At 54.6% G+C, this 19,606-nt stretch carries 13 protein-coding genes; all 13 read right to left on the bottom strand.

Translation table 11 applies throughout. From position 1 onward, the window contains the following. Positions 1 to 26: 26 nt before the first annotated feature. On the bottom strand, positions 27 to 2,078 hold the full coding sequence (gene brxL, locus QPL98_RS09530) for a BREX system Lon protease-like protein BrxL (RefSeq protein WP_303293152.1): 2,052 nt from the start codon (positions 2,076 to 2,078) through the stop codon (positions 27 to 29). A 12-nt stretch (positions 2,079 to 2,090) separates the two neighbouring features. Continuing rightward, positions 2,091 to 4,589 (bottom strand): BREX-1 system phosphatase PglZ type A, encoded by a 2,499-nt coding sequence (pglZ, locus tag QPL98_RS09525; RefSeq protein ID WP_303293151.1) that lies wholly within the window; start codon positions 4,587 to 4,589, stop codon positions 2,091 to 2,093. Beyond that, positions 4,586 to 5,323, bottom strand: a complete 738-nt coding sequence (locus tag QPL98_RS09520) for a DUF4276 family protein (protein WP_268877796.1) — start codon at positions 5,321 to 5,323, stop codon at positions 4,586 to 4,588. The genes pglZ and QPL98_RS09520 overlap by 4 nt, the downstream gene beginning before the upstream one ends. Next, a complete protein-coding gene (locus QPL98_RS09515) occupies positions 5,260 to 6,372 on the bottom strand; it encodes an AAA family ATPase (protein ID WP_022992172.1) in 1,113 nt (370 codons plus the stop codon). The genes QPL98_RS09520 and QPL98_RS09515 overlap by 64 nt, the downstream gene beginning before the upstream one ends. Before the next feature lie 61 nt (positions 6,373 to 6,433). Next, positions 6,434 to 7,075: a retron system putative HNH endonuclease gene (locus QPL98_RS09510; RefSeq protein WP_022988844.1), complete on the bottom strand. Its 642-nt coding sequence runs from the start codon at positions 7,073 to 7,075 to the stop codon at positions 6,434 to 6,436. After that, entirely contained in the window at positions 7,072 to 8,352 is a 1,281-nt protein-coding gene (locus QPL98_RS09505) for an AAA family ATPase (protein WP_023008349.1), read from the bottom strand. The genes QPL98_RS09510 and QPL98_RS09505 overlap by 4 nt, the downstream gene beginning before the upstream one ends. Before the next feature lie 10 nt (positions 8,353 to 8,362). Further along, positions 8,363 to 11,851 (bottom strand): BREX-1 system adenine-specific DNA-methyltransferase PglX, encoded by a 3,489-nt coding sequence (pglX, locus tag QPL98_RS09500; protein WP_303293150.1) that lies wholly within the window; start codon positions 11,849 to 11,851, stop codon positions 8,363 to 8,365. An 84-nt stretch (positions 11,852 to 11,935) separates the two neighbouring features. Beyond that, positions 11,936 to 13,609 (bottom strand): ATP-binding protein, encoded by a 1,674-nt coding sequence (locus QPL98_RS09495; protein WP_303293149.1) that lies wholly within the window; start codon positions 13,607 to 13,609, stop codon positions 11,936 to 11,938. 8 nt (positions 13,610 to 13,617) lie between these two features. Further along, positions 13,618 to 17,187: a BREX system P-loop protein BrxC gene (brxC, locus tag QPL98_RS09490; RefSeq protein ID WP_303293148.1), complete on the bottom strand. Its 3,570-nt coding sequence runs from the start codon at positions 17,185 to 17,187 to the stop codon at positions 13,618 to 13,620. A gap of 43 nt (positions 17,188 to 17,230) precedes the next feature. Beyond that, positions 17,231 to 17,821, bottom strand: coding sequence for a DUF1788 domain-containing protein (locus QPL98_RS09485; RefSeq protein ID WP_011784100.1), 591 nt, complete (start codon positions 17,819 to 17,821; stop codon positions 17,231 to 17,233). Between the two features lie 17 nt (positions 17,822 to 17,838). After that, complete coding sequence (locus tag QPL98_RS09480) at positions 17,839 to 18,453, bottom strand: DUF1819 family protein (RefSeq protein ID WP_303293147.1); 615 nt, start codon at positions 18,451 to 18,453, stop codon at positions 17,839 to 17,841. Further along, positions 18,450 to 18,659, bottom strand: coding sequence for a helix-turn-helix domain-containing protein (locus QPL98_RS09475; RefSeq protein ID WP_303293146.1), 210 nt, complete (start codon positions 18,657 to 18,659; stop codon positions 18,450 to 18,452). The genes QPL98_RS09480 and QPL98_RS09475 overlap by 4 nt, the downstream gene beginning before the upstream one ends. Before the next feature lie 249 nt (positions 18,660 to 18,908). Then, the gene (gene mobI / locus QPL98_RS09470) at positions 18,909 to 19,508 is read right to left on the bottom strand and encodes a conjugative transfer protein MobI(A/C) (protein WP_303293145.1); all 600 of its coding nucleotides are present in this window, start codon (positions 19,506 to 19,508) and stop codon (positions 18,909 to 18,911) included. Positions 19,509 to 19,606 lie beyond the last annotated feature (98 nt).

The raw sequence follows: 19,606 nt of genomic DNA, 5'->3' as shown, positions 1-19,606 counted from the left end.
GCCTCCCATTGCACTGCCGGGTGGATCTATGACTGTTTGATGAAGGTAATTTCGAAGGCCTTGCTAGACCGAAACTGCTGCAACCGGTTGGCAAACGCGAAGGCTTCATTCATCTCGTAGTGCTGAAAGATGTCCAACCCCCGATCCAGTGAAATCTTCCAGCCGTGGTCTGTAACGATATGACGCGCGTGAATGGTGCCGCTTTCGTCAAACTCCCAGGTGAAGTCTATGCCCACGGTGCGAGCGGATTCCTGAATCTTTTCGAAACTCTCGTCTTGCAGATCACCCTTGAACTCGTCCCGGACGGTGACGAGGTGAACCGCCACTTCATCTTCCTCGGCCTTGTTCTTCACGATGGCTTCGAGAAACTCCATGAAATTGCGGATCTGGTAGAAAAGCCGGATGTAGGGGTCTGTAACAGTGATCCTGCTGGCTCCTTTCAGGTAAGCGCCAAACAAGCCGTCGAATGAGATGCCCTTCTGATTTTCCTGGAAGGTCAGGTGCTTTTCTTTCAGTACGGGCTCGGGGGCATTCGGCTCTTTGGACTCGATACCTTTAACGTCCGCTGTTGGCTCGGGTTCTACTCCCTCGTCATCAGGAGTCGAGACCGTCTGGTGGTAGTAGCCTGGGTACTCTTCCTCCTCAAGTGTCGTGACCAGTATTTCCTGGCCTTGTTGATCCTGATAGGAAAAGCGTACTTCGCCGTAGGTGGTATCAATCCGCTGTAACTGGTCCTTGACCCGCTTGCGCCCCTCAATGGCAAAGCGCAGCACTTCTTCAACCTCTTCCCTGGTCGCTCCCCCCTGGGGGAACAGGATCTTCATCAAGCCGGAAAAGGTCTTGTTAATACCGTCCCGATCACGGGTCGAGATATCCGAAGAAAGGGTAAAGTGCTCCTTATACTGGTCGGAGTAATCGTAGTTCCGCATCGAGCGCAGGATTTCTGCAAGGTAGTCCACCACGAAGCCATAGCCGTCGGAGAACATCTCGCCCCGGATGATGTCGACCTCCCATCCCGGAATATAGAAGTGGATCCGGTCCAGAAAGGCAGAATCGTAGAACTTGTCCGGCAGTTCATCGAACAGGTCTGAATGCTTCAGCATGTAAGGAACAGTGTGCCGGGTGTTCCCCACGAACACCATGGACGCCTCGGCGCCCAGGGTTTCCACGCCACGGGAGAAGGACTTGTTGGCCATGTAGTTCTTCATGATGTCGACCAGGGCCTTGTCGACTCGCTTCTGTTTACCGGCGAATTCGTCAAAGGCCACGCAATCCCAGTAGCCCACCAGGCCGATTTTGCCGCTGGAGTTATTCACAAACAGCTTGGGTACGGTGACTTCACCACCGGAAACCAGGATCCCATGGGGCGAGAATTCGGAGTAAACGTGGGATTTACCCGTCCCCTTGGGGCCAAGTTCGATAAGGTTGTAGTTCCGCTCGCAGAACGGAATCAATCGGACCAGTTGCGTCAGCTTGCTGCGCCGTCCGAACATCTCCGGGTTAAAGCCGATACTCTGGATCAGCAGGTCAATCCACTCATCGGTGCTGAACTGCTGCCGCGCGGCAACGTAGGCGTCGTAGTCGAAGTGCGATAGCTGAATCGGCTTGAGGGTGGACAGAATCCAGGGGCTGACGTTCTGGTCTTCAGAAAATACGTATTCGATGTCCGCAATGCACCATACGCCGCTTACCAGCAGTTTGGGGTGGGCCTTGACGGTCCCAGAATCCACCAATACCTTCTTGATTCCCAGGTTGGAAAACTGCGCCTCGTAGGCATCCGTCTTCTCATTCAGGGCCACACTGATCTTGTCGATAACCTTGTAGCGCCCCTTTTCCTTGATATTCGAGCGCACCAGTCCGGCCTCGTTCCGGTGGACATAGTGCTTGGCCAGAATCTCCTTGACCGTTTCAATCCCTGTTTTAATCGTGGCCTCGTCGTTAGTGGCGCAGTATTGGCCGAGCAGATACTCCAGCACGTATGAGGGAACGATGGCGTTGCCCTTGACCGTTTTCACCAGGTCTTTGCGCACCACCAACCCGGGGAAGTGTTCGTTGATCTTTTGGTCAAGCGTACTCATTGGCTATAACCCTCAGAAATCAAAATCGCTGGTAAAGGACCGCCGCATCAAATACCTGAGCGACTTGTATTCCTTGTAGTGGGAGGTGCCGGCGTGCTGTTCTTCCAGCTTCAGGAAGACCTCCTGGCCGTTGGCCTCGTCCGCCTTGCGGCTGAGCACAAAGCGCACCTGAAGCTCCCGCTCGCGGGGATTCTCCGAGGTCAGGTCAAACGACAGTTCGTGACTGTCCGAAATCAACTCCCCTGACTGGGTATAAATCCCAGCCCGCAGGTGGCGAGGCTGTACTTTCTCGGTAACCGGTCCGGACTGATACAAGGTGACGGCCAGTTGGCCGGAAGTGATCACCGAGCTGGCCCCACGCAGGATGTCCACCTCAACGGCGCTGACATCACTCTGGCGCTTCTTGTTAACCTTCAGGACTGGAATCACAACCTCCTGAAGGGATGCGCCGCCATGCACAAAGCGGCTGCCAGAGCCTTTAAGACGCAGCCGGTTGATGGACTTGGGAATCTGCACTTCCATATCGCCATCCAGCCCAAGCTGCTCAGACGAGAAGTGATGGAAGGCCGGAGAGGCGGACAGCCCATTACCCAGCACGAACCGACGGTCCCGGTAGCGAATATCATCGCCAGAAACGGCATCGCCCAGGAAATCACTCTCATCCAGCTCACGGTTCTGGTAAATAAAGCCATGGTCAGCGGTGATCAGCAGGTTATTGGCGTTGGCCGCCGTGAGCTTCTTGATCAGACGAATCAGATCCCCCAGGGTCTGTTCCGCAGCTTCAAAGGCCTGCCCCTCTGAGTGCATCTTGTCGCCGGTGTGATCGATGCGGTTGTGGTAGATGTACAACACATCATTACCCTTGAGCAGCTCACGGCTGTCTTCCCGGTTGAGCTGCATAAAATCCTCCGCCTTGACGGCCTGGCCCCGACCATCCAAGGCGGCCTGCAGGATTTTGGTACGGTTGACCGTGCCCTGTGAGCTTTGGCCATCCACCAGTACCGTGCCGGTGTCGTTGTCGGCGATCGCCAAGGACTTGTTGGGCAGCAGCGCCGCCATACCGAGCTGGGTATAGCTGGGAAGGGTCGAGAGTGCCGGTTCAAGCTCCGCGCTGTAGCGATCTTCCTGCCGGATAAGGCCCAGCAGCTCATCACCAATCTCGTAGCGCATGGCGTCGGAAATGATCACGCAGATCCGTTTATCCTTGCGCAGGTACGGGCGAACCCAGTGCTCGAAAAAGGCCTTTTGCTGAACGACCGGATAGGCCTCCCAGCGCGGCGCGGCGTCCACGTGGACCTGGAAGCCGTCGCCCAGCTTGAGCAGATAGTTGTTGGAATACAGGTTCTCCACCTGCTCGCTGAGCTCGCCCATCAATGAGGCCTGGCCAGACATGCGCACATGGTAGGTAAACTTGCGGTAGAGCTGATCCAACTGGAACCAGGAACGGCTGTATCGCTGAACGCCGTCGGAGAGGCTGTCCATGGTGAGACGAGCCTCACCGAGCATCTGGACAAAACGGGCCGCAAACTCAATGGCTTCATACAGGTGGCGGAACTCCCCGTACCAGTGGCCCTGGCGCCGCTGCCGTACCCACAATGCCACATCGCCACTAGTGACCGTGCGGCCTACCACCGCCCGCACCAGGTCACTGATAATCTTCTGGTCGATTAGCCGGAAGTAATCCAGCTCAACCAGGTCCCGGAAGTCCCGCTTACCCAGATCCTGCTCAATGCCCAGCACCTCGGCACACTCGGCAGACAGGGTTTCAAACCCCTGCTCGAACTGCCGGCTGTCTTTCCAGCGCTTGAGGAACACCAGGGCATCGCCGGTCAGTTTGACCTCGCCATCGGTACCCATGGCGTAGCAGGACTTGAACAGCTCGATCACAAAGTCGCGCAGGCTGGGTTCACTGGCCTCATAGCCGTAGAAACGGGCCAGTTGCTCCCACAGGAAGCTATCCAGACCGCAACGCTCAATCAGCCGAATGCCATCATCGCGCTCTTCCGCCAGTTGCTGCAGCAGGGTTTCCACCACCGAGTCCATACGGGGCTCGCTACCGGCACACACGGCCAGCATCTTCAGGCGCAGCTGGCCGGCGGTATCGTCCGGCTTCAGCAACTTCTTCAGTGCCTCCTTGCGCTTGATCGCCTGAAAGAACTCCGTATGGGCCTGAGCTATCTCGGCGAACTCCAGGCCCAACTCCAACTCGGACAGCCAGATGGCCACCTGGTCGGTCCGGAACTCGCCGTGGGCCAGCTGTACGTCCAGCAACCAGTTGTCCAGATCCTCCGGTTGTGGCCCTTCTTTGTACAGCAAGAATTTCTGTTCCGGTGCCTCCCGCAGGATGCGATGTTTCAGGCCGTACTCGTTGTTGGCGATCTCCAGCTTCTCCACGTCCGGAATGGAAACCGCCTCGAAGTCACTGCGCAGCTCTTGCTTGGTGTCGTACCAGAACACAACCCGGTGCTTATCGAAAAGCCTGCCCAGCGCATAATTGATTTGCTGGCTCATTCTTTGCCCCCGAGCTTCTCCAAGCGCGACACCCACTCATCAAAGTGTTTGCATGAGGCCCGCAGAGCACCGAGGCCGATGTGAGCCGCAACCGATACCCCTGATGTCACCTTGTCGTACTCCGGTATCTCTTTGAGAATTCGTTTTGATGGCGCTGTTTCTCGACCGTCATTGATGAGCTCCGGATTTTGGGAGCCGACCATCTTCACTAGATTTCCAATTGGCTGGTCGTGCTCCAGGTACTCCCAATCCAGCTTGGCCGGGTCAGCCAGAATCAGGCTTTCAAATTCATGCAACTGGATATAGGGAATAAAGTTTGGCTTGTTCATTTCATTGCCAAAAGCAGCTTCGAGCCGTTCGATCCTTTGATAAGGCTCCAGCCGTTCCGCCTCGTCAAATCCTGGGAAATCGTCTGGCAAGGCATATAAATCGAACATGCTGGTAAACCAGCATTCCTGGTTGGCGTCTTCCTTCATCCAGGTTTCGATGTCTGCTTTTGCCTTCTGGTAACTGATCAAGCCACCCCGGTATTCTTTGGCTGCCCGTTTGTCCTTGCTCGTTAACACACAGCGCGCGTCGGTGTAGACATCAAAGTGCGCCAGATGGGGTGTCAAAACCTGGTCGACGAAGGCTTTCTCGGTCTGGCCCTCTGCGGTTATGTGCAGTCGAATCACGGCTGCCCTCCCAACACATTTTTCTCCCAAAGCTCCGAGAGGCTGTACCGTTGCAACCATTCACCCAGCGCCTCCGCTTCCAGACGGTGGAACGAGCTGGCGCCGGTCTTTGAATCGCGCTCCACAATCACAATCTGCTCCGGCAGGAATTCATCCACCAGCCGTGTGGACTGGGTGGCCAGGACCACCTGCGTTTTCTGGGATGCACGTTTGATCATACCGGCAAGCTCAAGCGTGGCAGCCGGATGCAGACCCAACTCCGGCTCATCCAGAACGATCACTTTTGGAAGCAACGCCGGTGGCTGCAACAGTAGTGTGGTCAGCGCCATGAAGCGAAGAGACCCGTCGGAAATCTGATCCGGACCAAAAAGATAATCCTGGCGGTAGGTATCAGACCAGTTCAGTCGCACGAAACGGTCATTGCCAGGAAGGGTATCCAGTACGAAGTCGTTGAACTGCGGCATAATCTTGCGAATATGCCGGACAATTCGTTCGTAGTAAGGACGATAGCTGTCCGACTCCTTCAACATCTTGAGGAAGGCCGCGAGGTTGCCCCCATCGCTGCGCAGGTAGGACACATCATCAACGTACACCCGGTCCTTGATTCGGGCGGTGTCGGATGTGTCGTGAAACTGGAAGGTTTGTATGCCTCTGAGCAGACCGGTAAGCACTTTACTGGTGGGCCGATCATCCTGCCCCAGATCCGCTTCGGGGCCACCACTGGACAGAAAGTATTCCTGCGGTCTGGGGTGACCGGCCTTGTGATAGCTTACCTGTTCACCGCTGACGAACAGCCGGTCCGGCAACCCATACGATAGCTTTACATCGTAGGAGTCCGTGGTGCTGTCATCTTCCAGTTTCACGCTGAAACTCAGCGATTCGGTCACCTTTGGGCCATAAAACAGAAGCTGGCTGACGCCCTGCCTGCCAACGTACTGCTGCAGAGCACCAGTGGTCATAAATCCCAACAGCCGGAACAGTGAAATCAGGTTACTTTTCCCGGAGCCATTCGCCCCCAACAGCACCGTGACATCGTTAAAGGCAATACGCTCGTAGTCGTGATTGCTGATGGATTTAAAGCCTTTAACGGCAATTTCTTTCAATTTCATAGGTAGCCCTCCTTCATGAGCGACCTGGGATATTCATGAGAGGCCTGGGAAATTCGATTACTCATGCGGCGGCATAGTCCCCAAACAGGTATTTGATGGTGGTCCAGAACTCACCGAAACGGCCGTCTGCTCCCATGGTTAAGTAGCCCGACACGAACTGACCCAGCTCATCATGGCTCAAGCTATCATCCAGGAAAGGCTCAATTGCTCCAGCTCTCAACTCATTCAACTTGGGCAGGTCGAGGCCCAGTCGGGTAATGGTTTCACAGGCCGCCCGGTCGTTATTGTCAGCAGGTTTAATCCAACCATCACCTTCAAAACCAAACCGGGGCTCACAATTCGCATCCAGCGGAGATATCAACAGCTCGGGGTCAAACCAGTCGCCTTTCAGGTTACCGCAGTGACGGGGCTCACCCTTTCTGATCTGATTCTGGCAGGAGCACAAAAGATTGCCGTAATCCAGCGGATCCACAGTCGGGTCACTCTGAGGCTGAAAGTGTTCTATGTGGGAATCGCCCTCGGTTAACCGGCGTTCACAATAGCAGCAGATGTAACCCTGCTCCCGCATCAATGATCTCTTTACCGAGGCTTTGGGCTCACCCCTCAGGTCGCCATAGGTAGGCTGCCAGTCTTCATTGACATTGGCCAGAGCCTTCCATTGCGTAAAAACTTCAGGTTCGTGGCGCTTCTCCACATACTTCATCGGCCAATCAGCTCCTTGCGTTTGATCAGCACCTTGGCTTTTACCAGTTCCGGATCTTCGCCAATGTCTCGTTCCAATTCAGCAATGCCTTTTCTGGCAGTATCAAGCTCGCCATCATTGATTTGCCCGTAAATAGCTCGAAGAGCATCTTCCACTTGGTCAGGGCGTGTGGTCTCAAGGCCCATCAGATCTTCAAGTACCCTGTCCACCGTCTTCCCGTAGGACTCATTCGGGCGAACAATCTCCAATTCCCCGGCATCTGTCATGTTCATAAGGAACAGATTCTCCGGTTTCACATGGGTAATTACATGCGGTGAATGAGTGGAGATAAAAAACTGACAGTTCGGGAAAACCGCCCTCAAACTGGGCACCACCAGGCGCTGCCATTTCGGATGCAGGTGCAGATCAATTTCATCGATCATCACAATGCCATCTCCCAGCAGCGGATCTTCTCGCTCCGGGTTGGCTATGGCCATGCGCCTGGCAAGGTCACCAACCATCGCCATCAAACACTTTTCGCCATCAGAAAGCTGGTTTACCGTGAGCCGCTGGCCTTTCTTCGTTACCTCCATCCGCAGCGGTTGCCGCCTTACGGTCAGGTTTTGGAAATCCGGCATGAAAATCTCAAGGGCCCGCCGAACCGCCGTTAGCTGAGGATCCGGGAACTGGAAATCGTCCGGCTTAATCAAATCGTCTTTGTACTTGCGGTTCTCGTTCTCAAGATCTTCACGCTCCCGGAACCATTCAAAGAAAGTACGGAAGTTGGCCCCACTGGTTAGCGACTCCTCATAAGCAGAAAGAAGCCCAAACTGATGCTTTTCCCGGATACGCAGTGGAATATCCAACACAGCGCGATTCACCGGGTAGTAGGCAAACAAGGGGATGTTTACCTTCCCATTGTGCTCGGTGATGCCCGCTTGAATACCCTTGGCCGTTTCGGATGCAGAAATCAGAACAGAGGCCAGGTCCTTTTTGCTGTACCCCTTACGCACCTTCGCCAAGTTCCAGCCGAAGTAAGTACCCTCATCACATAGCTGAATGGCCAGATTGGCAGAAGATTCACCATTCCTGATATCGGATTCTGCAATCGGACGCCCAGATGCACCCGCATGCTTAATCCGGTTCGCCAGCCAGGACAGCATGATGGCCGAAGCATCCAGAATGCTGGATTTGCCCGCGCCATTCATACCGACAAACACATTGAGCTTGTCGTCCAGATCCAGCGGTAGATCTTGAGCGCCACGAAAGCGCTGCAAGGTTAGTTTGCTGATATGCATGCCTGTGCTCCTAGCCAGAGAGGCCGGTAATCTTCTTCAAGGCGCTGCCAAACTTCGGGTAGTTGGCTTTTACCCCGTCATCGAGATCGATTTCTACCTGTTCGGTAGCCAGAGGGTAGAGCACATCCCGCTCGTAATCATCCAGCTCGGCAAGAATCTTGTTGATTTTTTCGATCTCTTTCAGGGCCTTGGTTTTCTCACCCTGAGAGGCGCTAGAGCTGATACTGACGGCTTCCAGGTGGTTCTTCCGGGCTTGCAGTTTCTCGTCTTTGAAATCGCGCAGATACTCCAGCACCGTACCCACGGTATGGGGCTGATAGCGGTGCATGTAGATCAGCGCGTTGAATGAGCCTTTGGGTGAGGAGAACAACCAGTAGATGGGCCGCTTCTTGTAACGACGCACGTGGTCGTTATAGAAGTCCTTCAGGAAGTACTTGCGGATGTCCTTACCCAGTGCCTGCTCGACAAAGCGGAGGTTTTCCTCATAGTGCTCTTCACCAAAGGCGATGCGCAGGAATTCACGGAAGCGCTCGGTGATGTCGTCGGTGAACCAGTCACCGTCAAGCATGGGAATGACATTGTCATCATCCGCCGGGAAACTCGGCTCTGGGATCTGCTTCAGGTAGTCCGCGATGGTCTCGCCTTGGTTGGCCAATATCAATCCTGGCTTATCCAGTGCGTAGCGACCAAACATACAGCCGACAGCGTAGCTTAGGAGCTCCGCCATGGTGTCGGCACGTAGGCGGGCTTCGCGGTCACCCTCCGAATTCTTTACCCCATAGCGATAGGCAGGGTTGCAGGTGAGCGTGATCTCCTCGATCGGAACCTCGGGATTCAGCTCATCTTGCAGACCATAGGCATCGATGAAGATGCGGTTGTTCTCTTCTTCCAGCTGTTGCATTTCATCCGTCCTACACCTCCAATAGGTGCGGAGATGCGCATAGCTGTCCTCGAGAGTTTCTTTCCGGTGATCAGGTGAGAGCAGCGGGAGCTCAATGAAATCCCAAGAAGTTTCATAGGCATCCCAGTCGGACTTATAGGTTTGAATTATTTTTGCGACTTCAGCCTCAATAGAGTGGATCTGTGGTTCGATGACTTCGGTCCAAAACGGAAGAGATTTAAGATTCCCCACTTGGAAATTTAAAGTCGGGTTCAGCATCTTTAGGAAATTGAATGCTAGAGTTGAGCAAAGAAAACCTGTAGTTGCCAAAGGACTCGTTGGAAAGAGTGAAGAGCCACCGACATCAAAGACGAATCCTTGTGGAGTATAACGAGCCGCGAAGTTTGCGCTAGTAACGAATGTCCAAGTAACGCCTTCTTGAAAATAGTGGCTTTTACCGTCGTGACGGTGCCCCGAAAACGTCTCCATTAGGCGATTGCCGTACTCGTCGTATCTGAGTACAAATTCACAATTCCCATACCAACGTCTGAACTCGCCACCTTTGTTGTAAGGGAACCACTTTTTTCCGCTATTCAACGCACCCTCACGAGACGAAAACCCAGTGCCGAATTCACCTCTGGACACTTCGGCCCAATATCTGACAACTTCTTCGTTCTTTCCGGTGGACAGCCCGTGCTTAACCTCGGCAACTTTCTTAAGTGGCCGAGCCTTTTCAAATACTCGGAAGACCTGATCAGATGCCCAATAGGCTAGAGGCTGTCCCGGGAGGCGTTTCAATGCCGCCTGTGTTGTGACATACCGGTTGTAGCCCGGGTCCAAAAACAGATCCTTGATCTTTTCTGGGGGGCGTACTTGAACGTGCTGTTCAAAAAGACGACGGTAAATCGCTTTGGACGATTCATTGGGCTTTGATCGCGCCATTACGAATGCCACGCTGCCAAAGTCCGACCCGAAAATCCCACGGCCCAGATGCAACAGAGATGAGACGGTGTCGGACGACAAGAGTTTGGCGCGCAGTTTTTCGAACGAGCCAAGGAACATCCAAGATGGCAGATTGATCATACCCCATTGTCCGTTCGTTACGGTCAATGTGGTCGCTCGCTCCATAAAGCACGTCATCAGGTCGGCTTTACTATCAGGGTAGTTTTTTTTGATCCAGGCACCTAATGCGCCGTTAAGGCCTTTAGCACCAGCATACGGCGGGTTGGCCACCACCACGTGGTACTTCGGTGACAGCGCCTCGGCCATGCGCAGCACCGCCAAGACGCGCACCTGCAGCTCCTTCAGCAGCATGTCGGAGCCCACATCTCTCTCCTCCACAGCCCGCAGCGTATCGATCGGGTCGCTCAGCTTCGGCACGATTAGCGAGCCTAAGTTTTTCGCTTGCTCGAACTGATTTAGTGTTTCGCGTACCTCGGCAGTAAAAAGATCCTTGCCCACCAGACCGGCTACATCCTGCATCTCGGTTTCGGTAAAGGCCACGTTTTCGAGTACGACAACATTAGGCTGCACCGACTTCTGAAAGAACCGGCGCTGCTTTTCACGTGCTTTCATGGTCAGAGCAAAGGCGGCCAACTCACCGGCGCGCTCGTCGATCTCAATGCCATAAAGGTTATGAGTCAGAATCTTTACCGGAATATCGGCGGGCTCATAACCTTCTTCCTCATAAATGGCATACAGCAAATCAAATGCATAAGTCAGCATGTGTCCCGACCCACAGGCTGGATCGCAGACCTTGATTTCTTCCGGGTTGCTGATTCGGAGGACGTCGATCTCGGGCTCTTCTGGCTTGATGTAGTAATCCATCTGTTCAATCAGGCCTGAGTCTGGCCGGTTGAGCATCCAGAGACGGCCCAGCGAGTTTTCCACTAAGTAACGAACAATCCAGTGAGGAGTGAATAGCTGGGTCGCCGCTGGGATATTCTCGGGAGTAACCTTCTTGTTCTTCTTAAGATCGGCGAATACTTGGTCTTTCTTTTCGGAGATATAGAACTGATACAGCCAGCCGATCACCTCAACATCTTCACAGGCATCCGGCGTCATGGCTTCGCGGGTGTAGGCCAGAATTGAGTTACCCGAAAGCAAATCATCCGGCATCAACAGCTCGGTGTAGTCGTCGATACGCTCGAACAGGAACGGCATCGCGCTGTACCAATAGTTACAGGCGGCGACGACTAGCAGGCGGTAGGCTTCCCCCTGGGGATCCTGGCTTGGCGTTTTACCGTCCAGCAACGCGAAGATTTTCTGGCGAGCCTTATCTGGAACGATTTCTTCATCGATATGCCCCATTTTGGCATCTGCCAGGATCTCCGGCTGGAACTGCCCCTCTGCAGGAGACACCACGCCAACCCGGTTATAGCGGTTCACGTCCATAAACCGTAGAGCGGAAAATCGGTTGAACCAGATATAGGCTACCCGCTCGATAATTTGCTCTTTGCCCTGCTCCGCTATCGCCTCTTCCAGCTTTCTGACGGATTCAGGCCTCTCCCGCCTTGCGGGGTTCTCTTCCGACAAAACCAGCTTGAGCTTGGCTGAGACTTGCTCTATCAGGCTACGGCGGGCAAATTGAGCAAATTTTTTGAGCTTTGTGGTTTCCATAACTTCTTGCCTTAATGCTGATCGTTACCGGTTGTTATGCGCTGGCGTATAAACCGGCGTATATATTCACGCCCCGCGTGTAAATTAACGCGCTCGTTTGTAACTGGCCCCTTTAAGATCACCTTCTTTCTCAATCTCGCCCCGTTTCCTGAGTTTCGACAATAGCTTGTAGGCCTGGTCTGGACTGATGTGACAAAGCTCAACCACGTCTGCTCGTTTAATGCTGCCGTGAAGATCGATATAGCTCATCACCATTTGTTCCTGCTGTATGGTGTCAAAGCCTGCCTGACGCACGTAAGCGGCTTTCTCTCCCGCGCCTCTGTATACCTTGGCGCTCAGCGTATAAGTGCGACCTGCCCCACCACCGTGAGCTTTCACCAGTCCTGCTTCTACCAGCTTTTCCAGAGTGCCCCTTACGGCCGTTTCAGGTTTCTGAACAGACTTAGCCAGATCAACGGTTTTTAAACGCCGTTCATTGCGCAAACGGGACAGAATGATCAGGCTATCGATAGGCATTTCAGTGCCAGTCTGCTCTTCCCGCTCGACAATCATGCGCAGGAACTCGGCGTCCGCATCCGCTGCGCTCATGCGCACAGATACGGTGTGAGCGGATGACATGGAGTAGTCCGGTGCAGTACGCCCGTAGCGGAGCATACCCTCGAAGATCCGGTCGATGCCCCGGCCAGTGCGTTCGGCCAGGCCGATGCGCTTGATGATGTCTGCCAGCAAGGGGTTACGGGAGCGGGGATCGGCCACCAGCAGGTTGTCCAGATTCACACCTTCTACAAACCCACCCGGGTTACTGATGCTCAAACCGTCATCGTCCAGTTTGACGTGTACAGCGCCCAGGGCGCTGTAGTCGCGGTGAACCAGGGCGTTTACGAAGGCTTCCCGGAAGGCCCGCCGGTCGAAGTTGGGGATGGGCACGCGGAACAACCCTACCTGAATTTCCTCTTCCTCCACTCGGGCGCGGAACAGCAGCTCTACTTCTTCAAACGTCTCTAATAGCGGCTTGCGGTAAAACTCGTTAACCAGCACGTCGGTGCCGCGTAGTACCTGAAACGCCACCTCATGAGAGGGCAGGTGTTGTCTCAACTGCATTTCATTGCCTAGCAAGAGTAAACCGGCAACGGTTGGGCGGCGCTGCCCCCCGGTGTTCACAGTCAGCCCCAATGCACCGTCCAGCTCATCATCTGCCAAGGGCAGCAAGCTCTGGTCACCACCATATTTTTTGATGGCGTTACGGATGCGAATCCGCTGAATTGGGTCCAGGTCTTCAACGGAAAGGTTATCCACAGGCAGTGCCGAGGGATCCGTAACGCCGAGGCTGGACTCACGTTGAACGAACTCATGTGGATAAAATGGGACGGCTTCCGGCGTTCCATCCATGCGCAGGCGCCTCCGCTGCAATAGCCCCTCGGAGGTTGAGACCAGCTGCCGGGATTTCGGTACCCGAATCCTCGCAATGGGCTGGCCACCCAGTTCGTGGGGTTCAACCCGCACAGCCAACGACGGAAGCGTTTTGTTGGCAATAAGCGCTGGCAACGTACTCAGGTTACGGTGATTGGCGTGAAGGCCTGTGGGTGTGCCGTCGTCCTCCACACCCAGAAACAGATCTCCACCCTCTGTGTTGGCAAGAGCCACCACTGCCGCAATCAGTTCCCGGTCAGGCAAGCATTTCAGGTCGCTTTTAAATTCTACGGTGAGGTTTTCACCCCCTGCGATCAATGCCGGTACGTCGTGTTCTGTGTCGTGCATGTTTCTTCCTAGATTTGCACTTTCCGGCCTTGCCGAATTTCCGCGAGCAAGGCGTCACGAAGGGAGTTCAGATAACGGTCTACATCGCCCTCGTCAGCCAACCAGGCCTTGTTGAAGGCTACATGCAGGTTGCGTGACTGAACGTATTCCTCGGCTACTTCTTTGATTTCTTCTGGCTGCCAGTCATCTTCGCTAACCGTGCTCGGATCTTTTGGTTCAACCGGTTCTGCTTTTTGTTTGGCTAGAGAGACCATTTTGGCGAGCAGTTTTTGATAGCCCTGTTCTTCAAAGTACCGAAGCCGGTCTTTGATCACGGCAATCAAGGTTTCCTGGCCGATGGATTCCGTCAGCTCCAGGAAGGGTTTATTCAGCTCTTCCTGACGTGGCTCCGGCAGGGATTGGTATTCTTCCATGCTTTGCATTCGCTGTTGCATGGTTTGTAGCGACTTCTCCGCCTCGGCCCGGGTGTGCTGTACCTTTTCGTCAATTCGCCCCTGCAGGCTGTCCAGATACCCTTTTAGCTGTTGGATGCGGTTGCCCTTGTAGCACTTGGGATCGTTCAGAATGGCGCGGATCTTGGTGATCTCATCGCCCGGGACATAGATGAAGTTAGGCTCCTGGTTCTGAAGGAACGAGCGGGCCTGGTTGTAGATATCTTTTTGAGAGCCACTCATGAACTTGCGGATGGGGTCTATAACATCCTCTTTCATGTCCAACAGGCGGTCTTCCTGCTTGCCCAGCTCTGTCAGGTGCCAGGTGTAGGGCTTTCCGGCGACCTCTTTCAGCGTCACCAGGGCAGGTTTCAAGGCATTGAGAAACGGGTACTGATCGACCTGCGCTATCCGCCGATCCAGGTCGTGGTACATGTCCTGGAAGGCTTCGCCGGCCTCTTTACCCAGGGCCTTGGCTTCGCTGCTGCGGGGCGGGCTGTCGAAGAAGTCCTCGTAGAACGACTTGAGGGCTCGGACCTGAGAGGCGGTGAACTCAATCTGTGGTTCCAGCACCACGTTGCCGTGGCCGTGAGTGTTACGCAGGGCGCGCTCCAGCTCGCTGTCCTCCAGGATGTTACCGTCGAGACGAACTTCCACCTTGCCACGGGCACAAAGGTTGGCCAGGGTGCAGAGAATCGCGGCGTAATACCAGCCGTAGGGTTTGTGTTCGAACTTTTCCAGCAGGCTCTTGAGGGTGGTGCGGACACCGCCCCGATTGTTGCTCTGAATGAACGCCAGCACTTCCTGCTCGGATTCTGCCAGGGCCGTGGCGTCGTTACCGAAAAGGCCATCGTCTGTACGGTTGAGGCAATTGCTGATGTCGTTTTCCGTGTAGGAAACGCCGCGCAACATGCGGAGGTTGGGGTAAGCCCGTGAAATCAGCTCATGGAAGCCCCGAATAATGCGCGTCTGGGGGTCCTCATTCGCCACTTCCACATCGGCGCCGCCAATGAGCAACTTGGACTTGCCCATGAGGGTCTGAACCTGCTGCCGGAGCCTGGCCTCGCGCTCACGGTTCTGAAAGCCCTTGTCATTCAGGATCCGCTTAACGGCTTCCTGCTGGGTAACGGAAATGTTCTGCTTGATGTACTTCTCGGTGCGCTTGAACATGAGCAGATCGCGCACCAGGCGCTCGTCCGACGGCATGAGCACGAACAGCTCGTCCGCCTTGTAGGTCGAGGCTGTGCGTAGCATTTGCTCGTTGTCAGTATGCTCGTGGAACGGGCTGATGACATTGATCGAGAGCTCGTATTCACGCCCATGCAGACGATCATCCAGTTTGCGCGAATAGGAGTAGTCCTGCCCCTGGTTTTGGGAGGAGCCGGCGTCATAGCGGATTTTGCGCTGTTTTATAACAAAGTCGAAAACGATCTTTTCCAGCTCGTCCGCAACGTCCGATGACTCAACCTCTGTGTTCTTGATCTCCTGCTCGACGTCCTTTTCCTCGTCCGTCAGGTACTCGTACTGGTCGCCGTTGCGCTGTATGTAGGTCTGTTGCTCCAGAAGGCTCAGGGCTTCTTCGACCTTGGTGCGAAGTGCCGGTAGATCCTGATCGAAGGCATCCAGCATCAGCACGCAAAGGTTGCGCACCGTGGGCTTGAATTCCTTGACATATTTGACCAGGAACAGGGCCTTCAGCAGCCGGATAGCGAAGGCATTATCGAGATGGTTCTCGGCCTGAATAATCGCCCGCTGTATTTGTGATTTCAGTGCAGAGCGGATGCCTTCAAACATCAGGTCAAAGGTGGCCAGCTGGCCCACCTCATGGTTGCCGATGTGGATGGCCACCTGCTGGAAAACACCCAGCATGGAGCGCTCACCGACAGAACTGTGTTTACCCTCGAAGGCGTTGTGCTGCGACAGATTCTGGATCGCCGATTGAAACAGCGCGAACTGGTAGGGGACGAAGGGGTAGCTGTGGATGAAGTGGTCCCTGTCCCGGAAGTTCCGGTAGGTGGCCGATCCATCCGCGAAGTCAAACAGGGTTTTGAAGTTGTTTGCCTGCGCGTGATAGACGTCCGACAGCTGATTGACGCCTTCTTCGGTCTTGGTTAGCAGGCGCTTCTGGATGACCTCCGCCACGTCCGCACTGGACAGCTTCATACGGTTATTGAACCGTGCCTGAATTTTCGAGAAATCGTTGCCTTGCTGCTTGCCCATTTCGCCAACCACGTTTTTCATTTCTTCCTGGGCGGTGACGATAATCCAGGCCCGCCCACGACACTTGGTGGCGAGGCTCTCGGCAATGGTTTGCAGGTTGGTCATCAGCTTGGTGTTGTCGGCAATGTACTGGCCAACCTCGTCCACAAAGAAGTTCAGGCGGAACTCTTTGTGGCCACCCTCTTTTGCCTGCTTCTCGATATAGGTGTTCACATTGTCCGCGAAGTCCTCTATCGAAACTCGGTATTCGCTGCGGTACTTGTCCAGAATGCCCGCTGCCGACTGCGGGTCGCCACCGGTCACAGCGGCGTAGGCTTTGGCGATATTCGCGCCTTCCAGGAGGGCCTGCTCCCGGCCTTTCTGCCAGGGGCGGCCGGCGATGGTCTCGTACTCGGCTTTGAATTGTTCGTACAGGCCACGGCCGTCCAGATCGCGCTCAAACTGGGCAATGTGCCCTTGTTTGCCGTAGTAGCCGCACATTTCGTCGAAGACTTTAACGAACACGGCCAGAAGCGCATCGATTTGGGTTTTGCTGATGACATCGGCTTTCTGGTCGATGTTGAACAGAATGCTCTTCGCCGGAATTGAGACAGCTCGCTTCAGGTCGCCCCGGAGAATTTCATTCTCACTGCACTTGGGAAGGAACAGGTCCAGGGTAGTAGCACCGTCCATCTCCCGGTTTTCAAGCAGAAGGGCCAGCATCTTGAGGAGGTGCGACTTACCTGAGCCGAAGAAGCCGGATACCCAGACCCCGTTCGCCCCTTCGTAGTTATTGTAGGCGTCCAGGAACTCTTCGAGGCGTTTCTCGACTTCGTTGGTCAGTACGTATTCTTCAATTTCGAGGCGAAGACTGGCTTCATCGTCGGCTTTGATAACGCCTTCAATGGGGCGGTCAACGGGCTTTAGAAAAATATTCTTCAATGTCATTGTACTTTCCCTTAATGATTACGCCTCGAATCGTATCGTCCGCTCAGGCTTCGTAATGAAAGATGTTGAACGCACGGTAGTACTTGTCGTCATGCAGCCTGCCGAACAGATCCAGCGATGCACCGGTTTCCAGCGAGTGGGTATAGGACCCCGGAAAGAACATCACCGTTGGCTGGTCTTTGGCGGTGCTCTGCAAGTTGTTGAGCACGTTATGGGAGCGTATGTAGGGGAAAACCTCGCCCACCCCTGAGAGAAACAGCACGTCAAACTCAACGGACTGGAGTTTTGCCGCAATAGCGGGCACCAAATGGGCTTCCGGGTCCAGCACTCCCTGTAGCAGTTCTTTCAGCTGATCCTTTGAGACCGTGGGCTCGAGCTCCAACACCTGCTCCCAGATGTCTCTTTCTTTCAAAATATCGACGGCCAGGTCGTACAGATTGATACTCAGGATCCGGATGCCCGCCTGCTCCAGCCGGTTAACCAACTGCCGCTGAAGACGCTCCATCTCGACCGCTTCTTCAGGCCGGTAGGGACAGATGAAGAAAGGCACTTCATTACCCAGTCCCTGTTTGTTCAGGAACCGCTGGCCGGAAACCACGCTAAACAGGTGCTGTAGTCGCTCCTGCATCGGCATTTTGGCAATGTCCTTTATCAAGCTGACATCCCCCTGATATCGGATTCATAGACTGGGAAGTAAAAGAACTCGTCAGGATTGTTCTGACGCAGCAACTCAACCAGCCTGGAGCTTAGCAGTATTGCGTTGATGGTTTTGTCCTTAGCTAACAACCCTGCCTCCCGCAGCATTCTGAACAGGACCTGCCGCAATTTATTGCGCGTTGAGGCGCTGGCATTATCCAGTTCGTCATGCCATTCGGATTTACGGTTATAGAAGGCATCGAAATCCTCAAAACTGAGATCCAGCTTCATCGCGACAAACCGTTCGTGTAGCACTTCCACCGCGAAGTCCGCTATAAAGCGATAAAGGCGGCACACGGAAACCCACAGGAGATGTGCCTGGTCCTGGTGGTTTGCCTCGGCCAGGAAAGTCAGTTCGCTCTCGGTCAACGTCTTCAGGCGTGCAATCGCCTCTCTACAGGTGCGCTTTGCCGTGCTTTCCGTTCTGGCCTGTAGCAGGTTGTCATGCAGAGCTTGAGTCCGCACCTCATCCCAGTCACGGAGCGACAGGTACAGCTCGGCCAGCTTCACCGATTCGCGGTGATACAGGCTGCCGGACGTGAAGGAGATGCGATACCGGCCTTGGGTCATTCGGAACGCTCACCCTTGCTCGTCTCGGCGGCTCCTCCGCCCTTGACCCACTCATCTACCTCGATTTTTTTGAACTTCCAAAATCGCCCCATGCGGTGGGCGGGCATTGAGTGCTTGTCGATCCAGCGGTACACGGTGTCATTGCTGACACCGAGGTGCTTGCCTATTTCGTCTACGGATAACCAGCGATCTTCCATCTCGGCCATGTTTTCGCTTCCTATGGGCGATGGTATTGCCACCTCACCTGAGGTGGCACGGTCTCGTGGGCGGAACCGCCCTACACTACATTGACTGACCAATATATAGAGGTGCCACGCTGCATTCAACCGATTTGACCCGGATAGACCAGCAAAGAACGGCATATATAGCCATATGAAATCTGGGCGGTCCCATCAATAGCTCCACGCAATCAACACCTGCGGCGTGAGCTGCAGGACTTTTATCGCCAACAGCCCTCATCTCTCCTCGCTGGAGCGGCTTGAACTCCCGCTGGCAGCCTCCTTCAGTCCGGCGAGGTGCTCCTCCAGATCTTTCAGAAGGCGCTCGCTTTTCCGCACGATTCGACAAAGCTCCGCCTGGTTGGCATTGAGCCTTCGCAACATTTCAAAACCGGCCTCAGTCTCCACGATGAGCGGTTGCTCCCAGTCCTGGGCCCGCGTGAAGGCTGGTTTGTGATAGCGGAACCGACCTTCTTTGCGGATGTACTCACTGAACACTGACCGGCCCTCGCCGCTCTTCGGGACAAAGCGGTTGTAGTACCAGGACAATTCCAATTTTCTTTTCCGGAGTCGAACACGGCAGCCGAAGTGGCCGGGATACCCGGGTGTCTTGTCGGTGCGATGGGCGATGTTGTGGGACCAAAAGTGATCACAGAGCCGCTGCGCCAGATAGCGGTACCTGGCTTGCTCCACGTCTGCTTGCTGGTGAATCGCTGCCAGAAATTGCCGGCATTGCTTGACGGCGGCTTCGATGCCTTGTTGGTGGTTCACGTTTTGGGCTCGGCTGACTGCCTCCCACTTTTCGCAGATTTCCTGGTGAGTCATTCGTTTGGTCATGGCTGGCTCCTCGCTATGGATTTGCCAACAATCGTAAGCAGCTGAGTGCTTAGAGCTGCCATGCGCTTTTGCCTTTTTCGGACGAAAAGACGGGCTTG

Source organism: Marinobacter sp. ST-43 (assembly GCF_030541085.1).
Classification (GTDB): domain Bacteria; phylum Pseudomonadota; class Gammaproteobacteria; order Pseudomonadales; family Oleiphilaceae; genus Marinobacter; species Marinobacter nauticus.
Note: the sequence above shows the minus strand (reverse complement) of the source record. Positions and strands in the feature narration are given on the sequence as shown.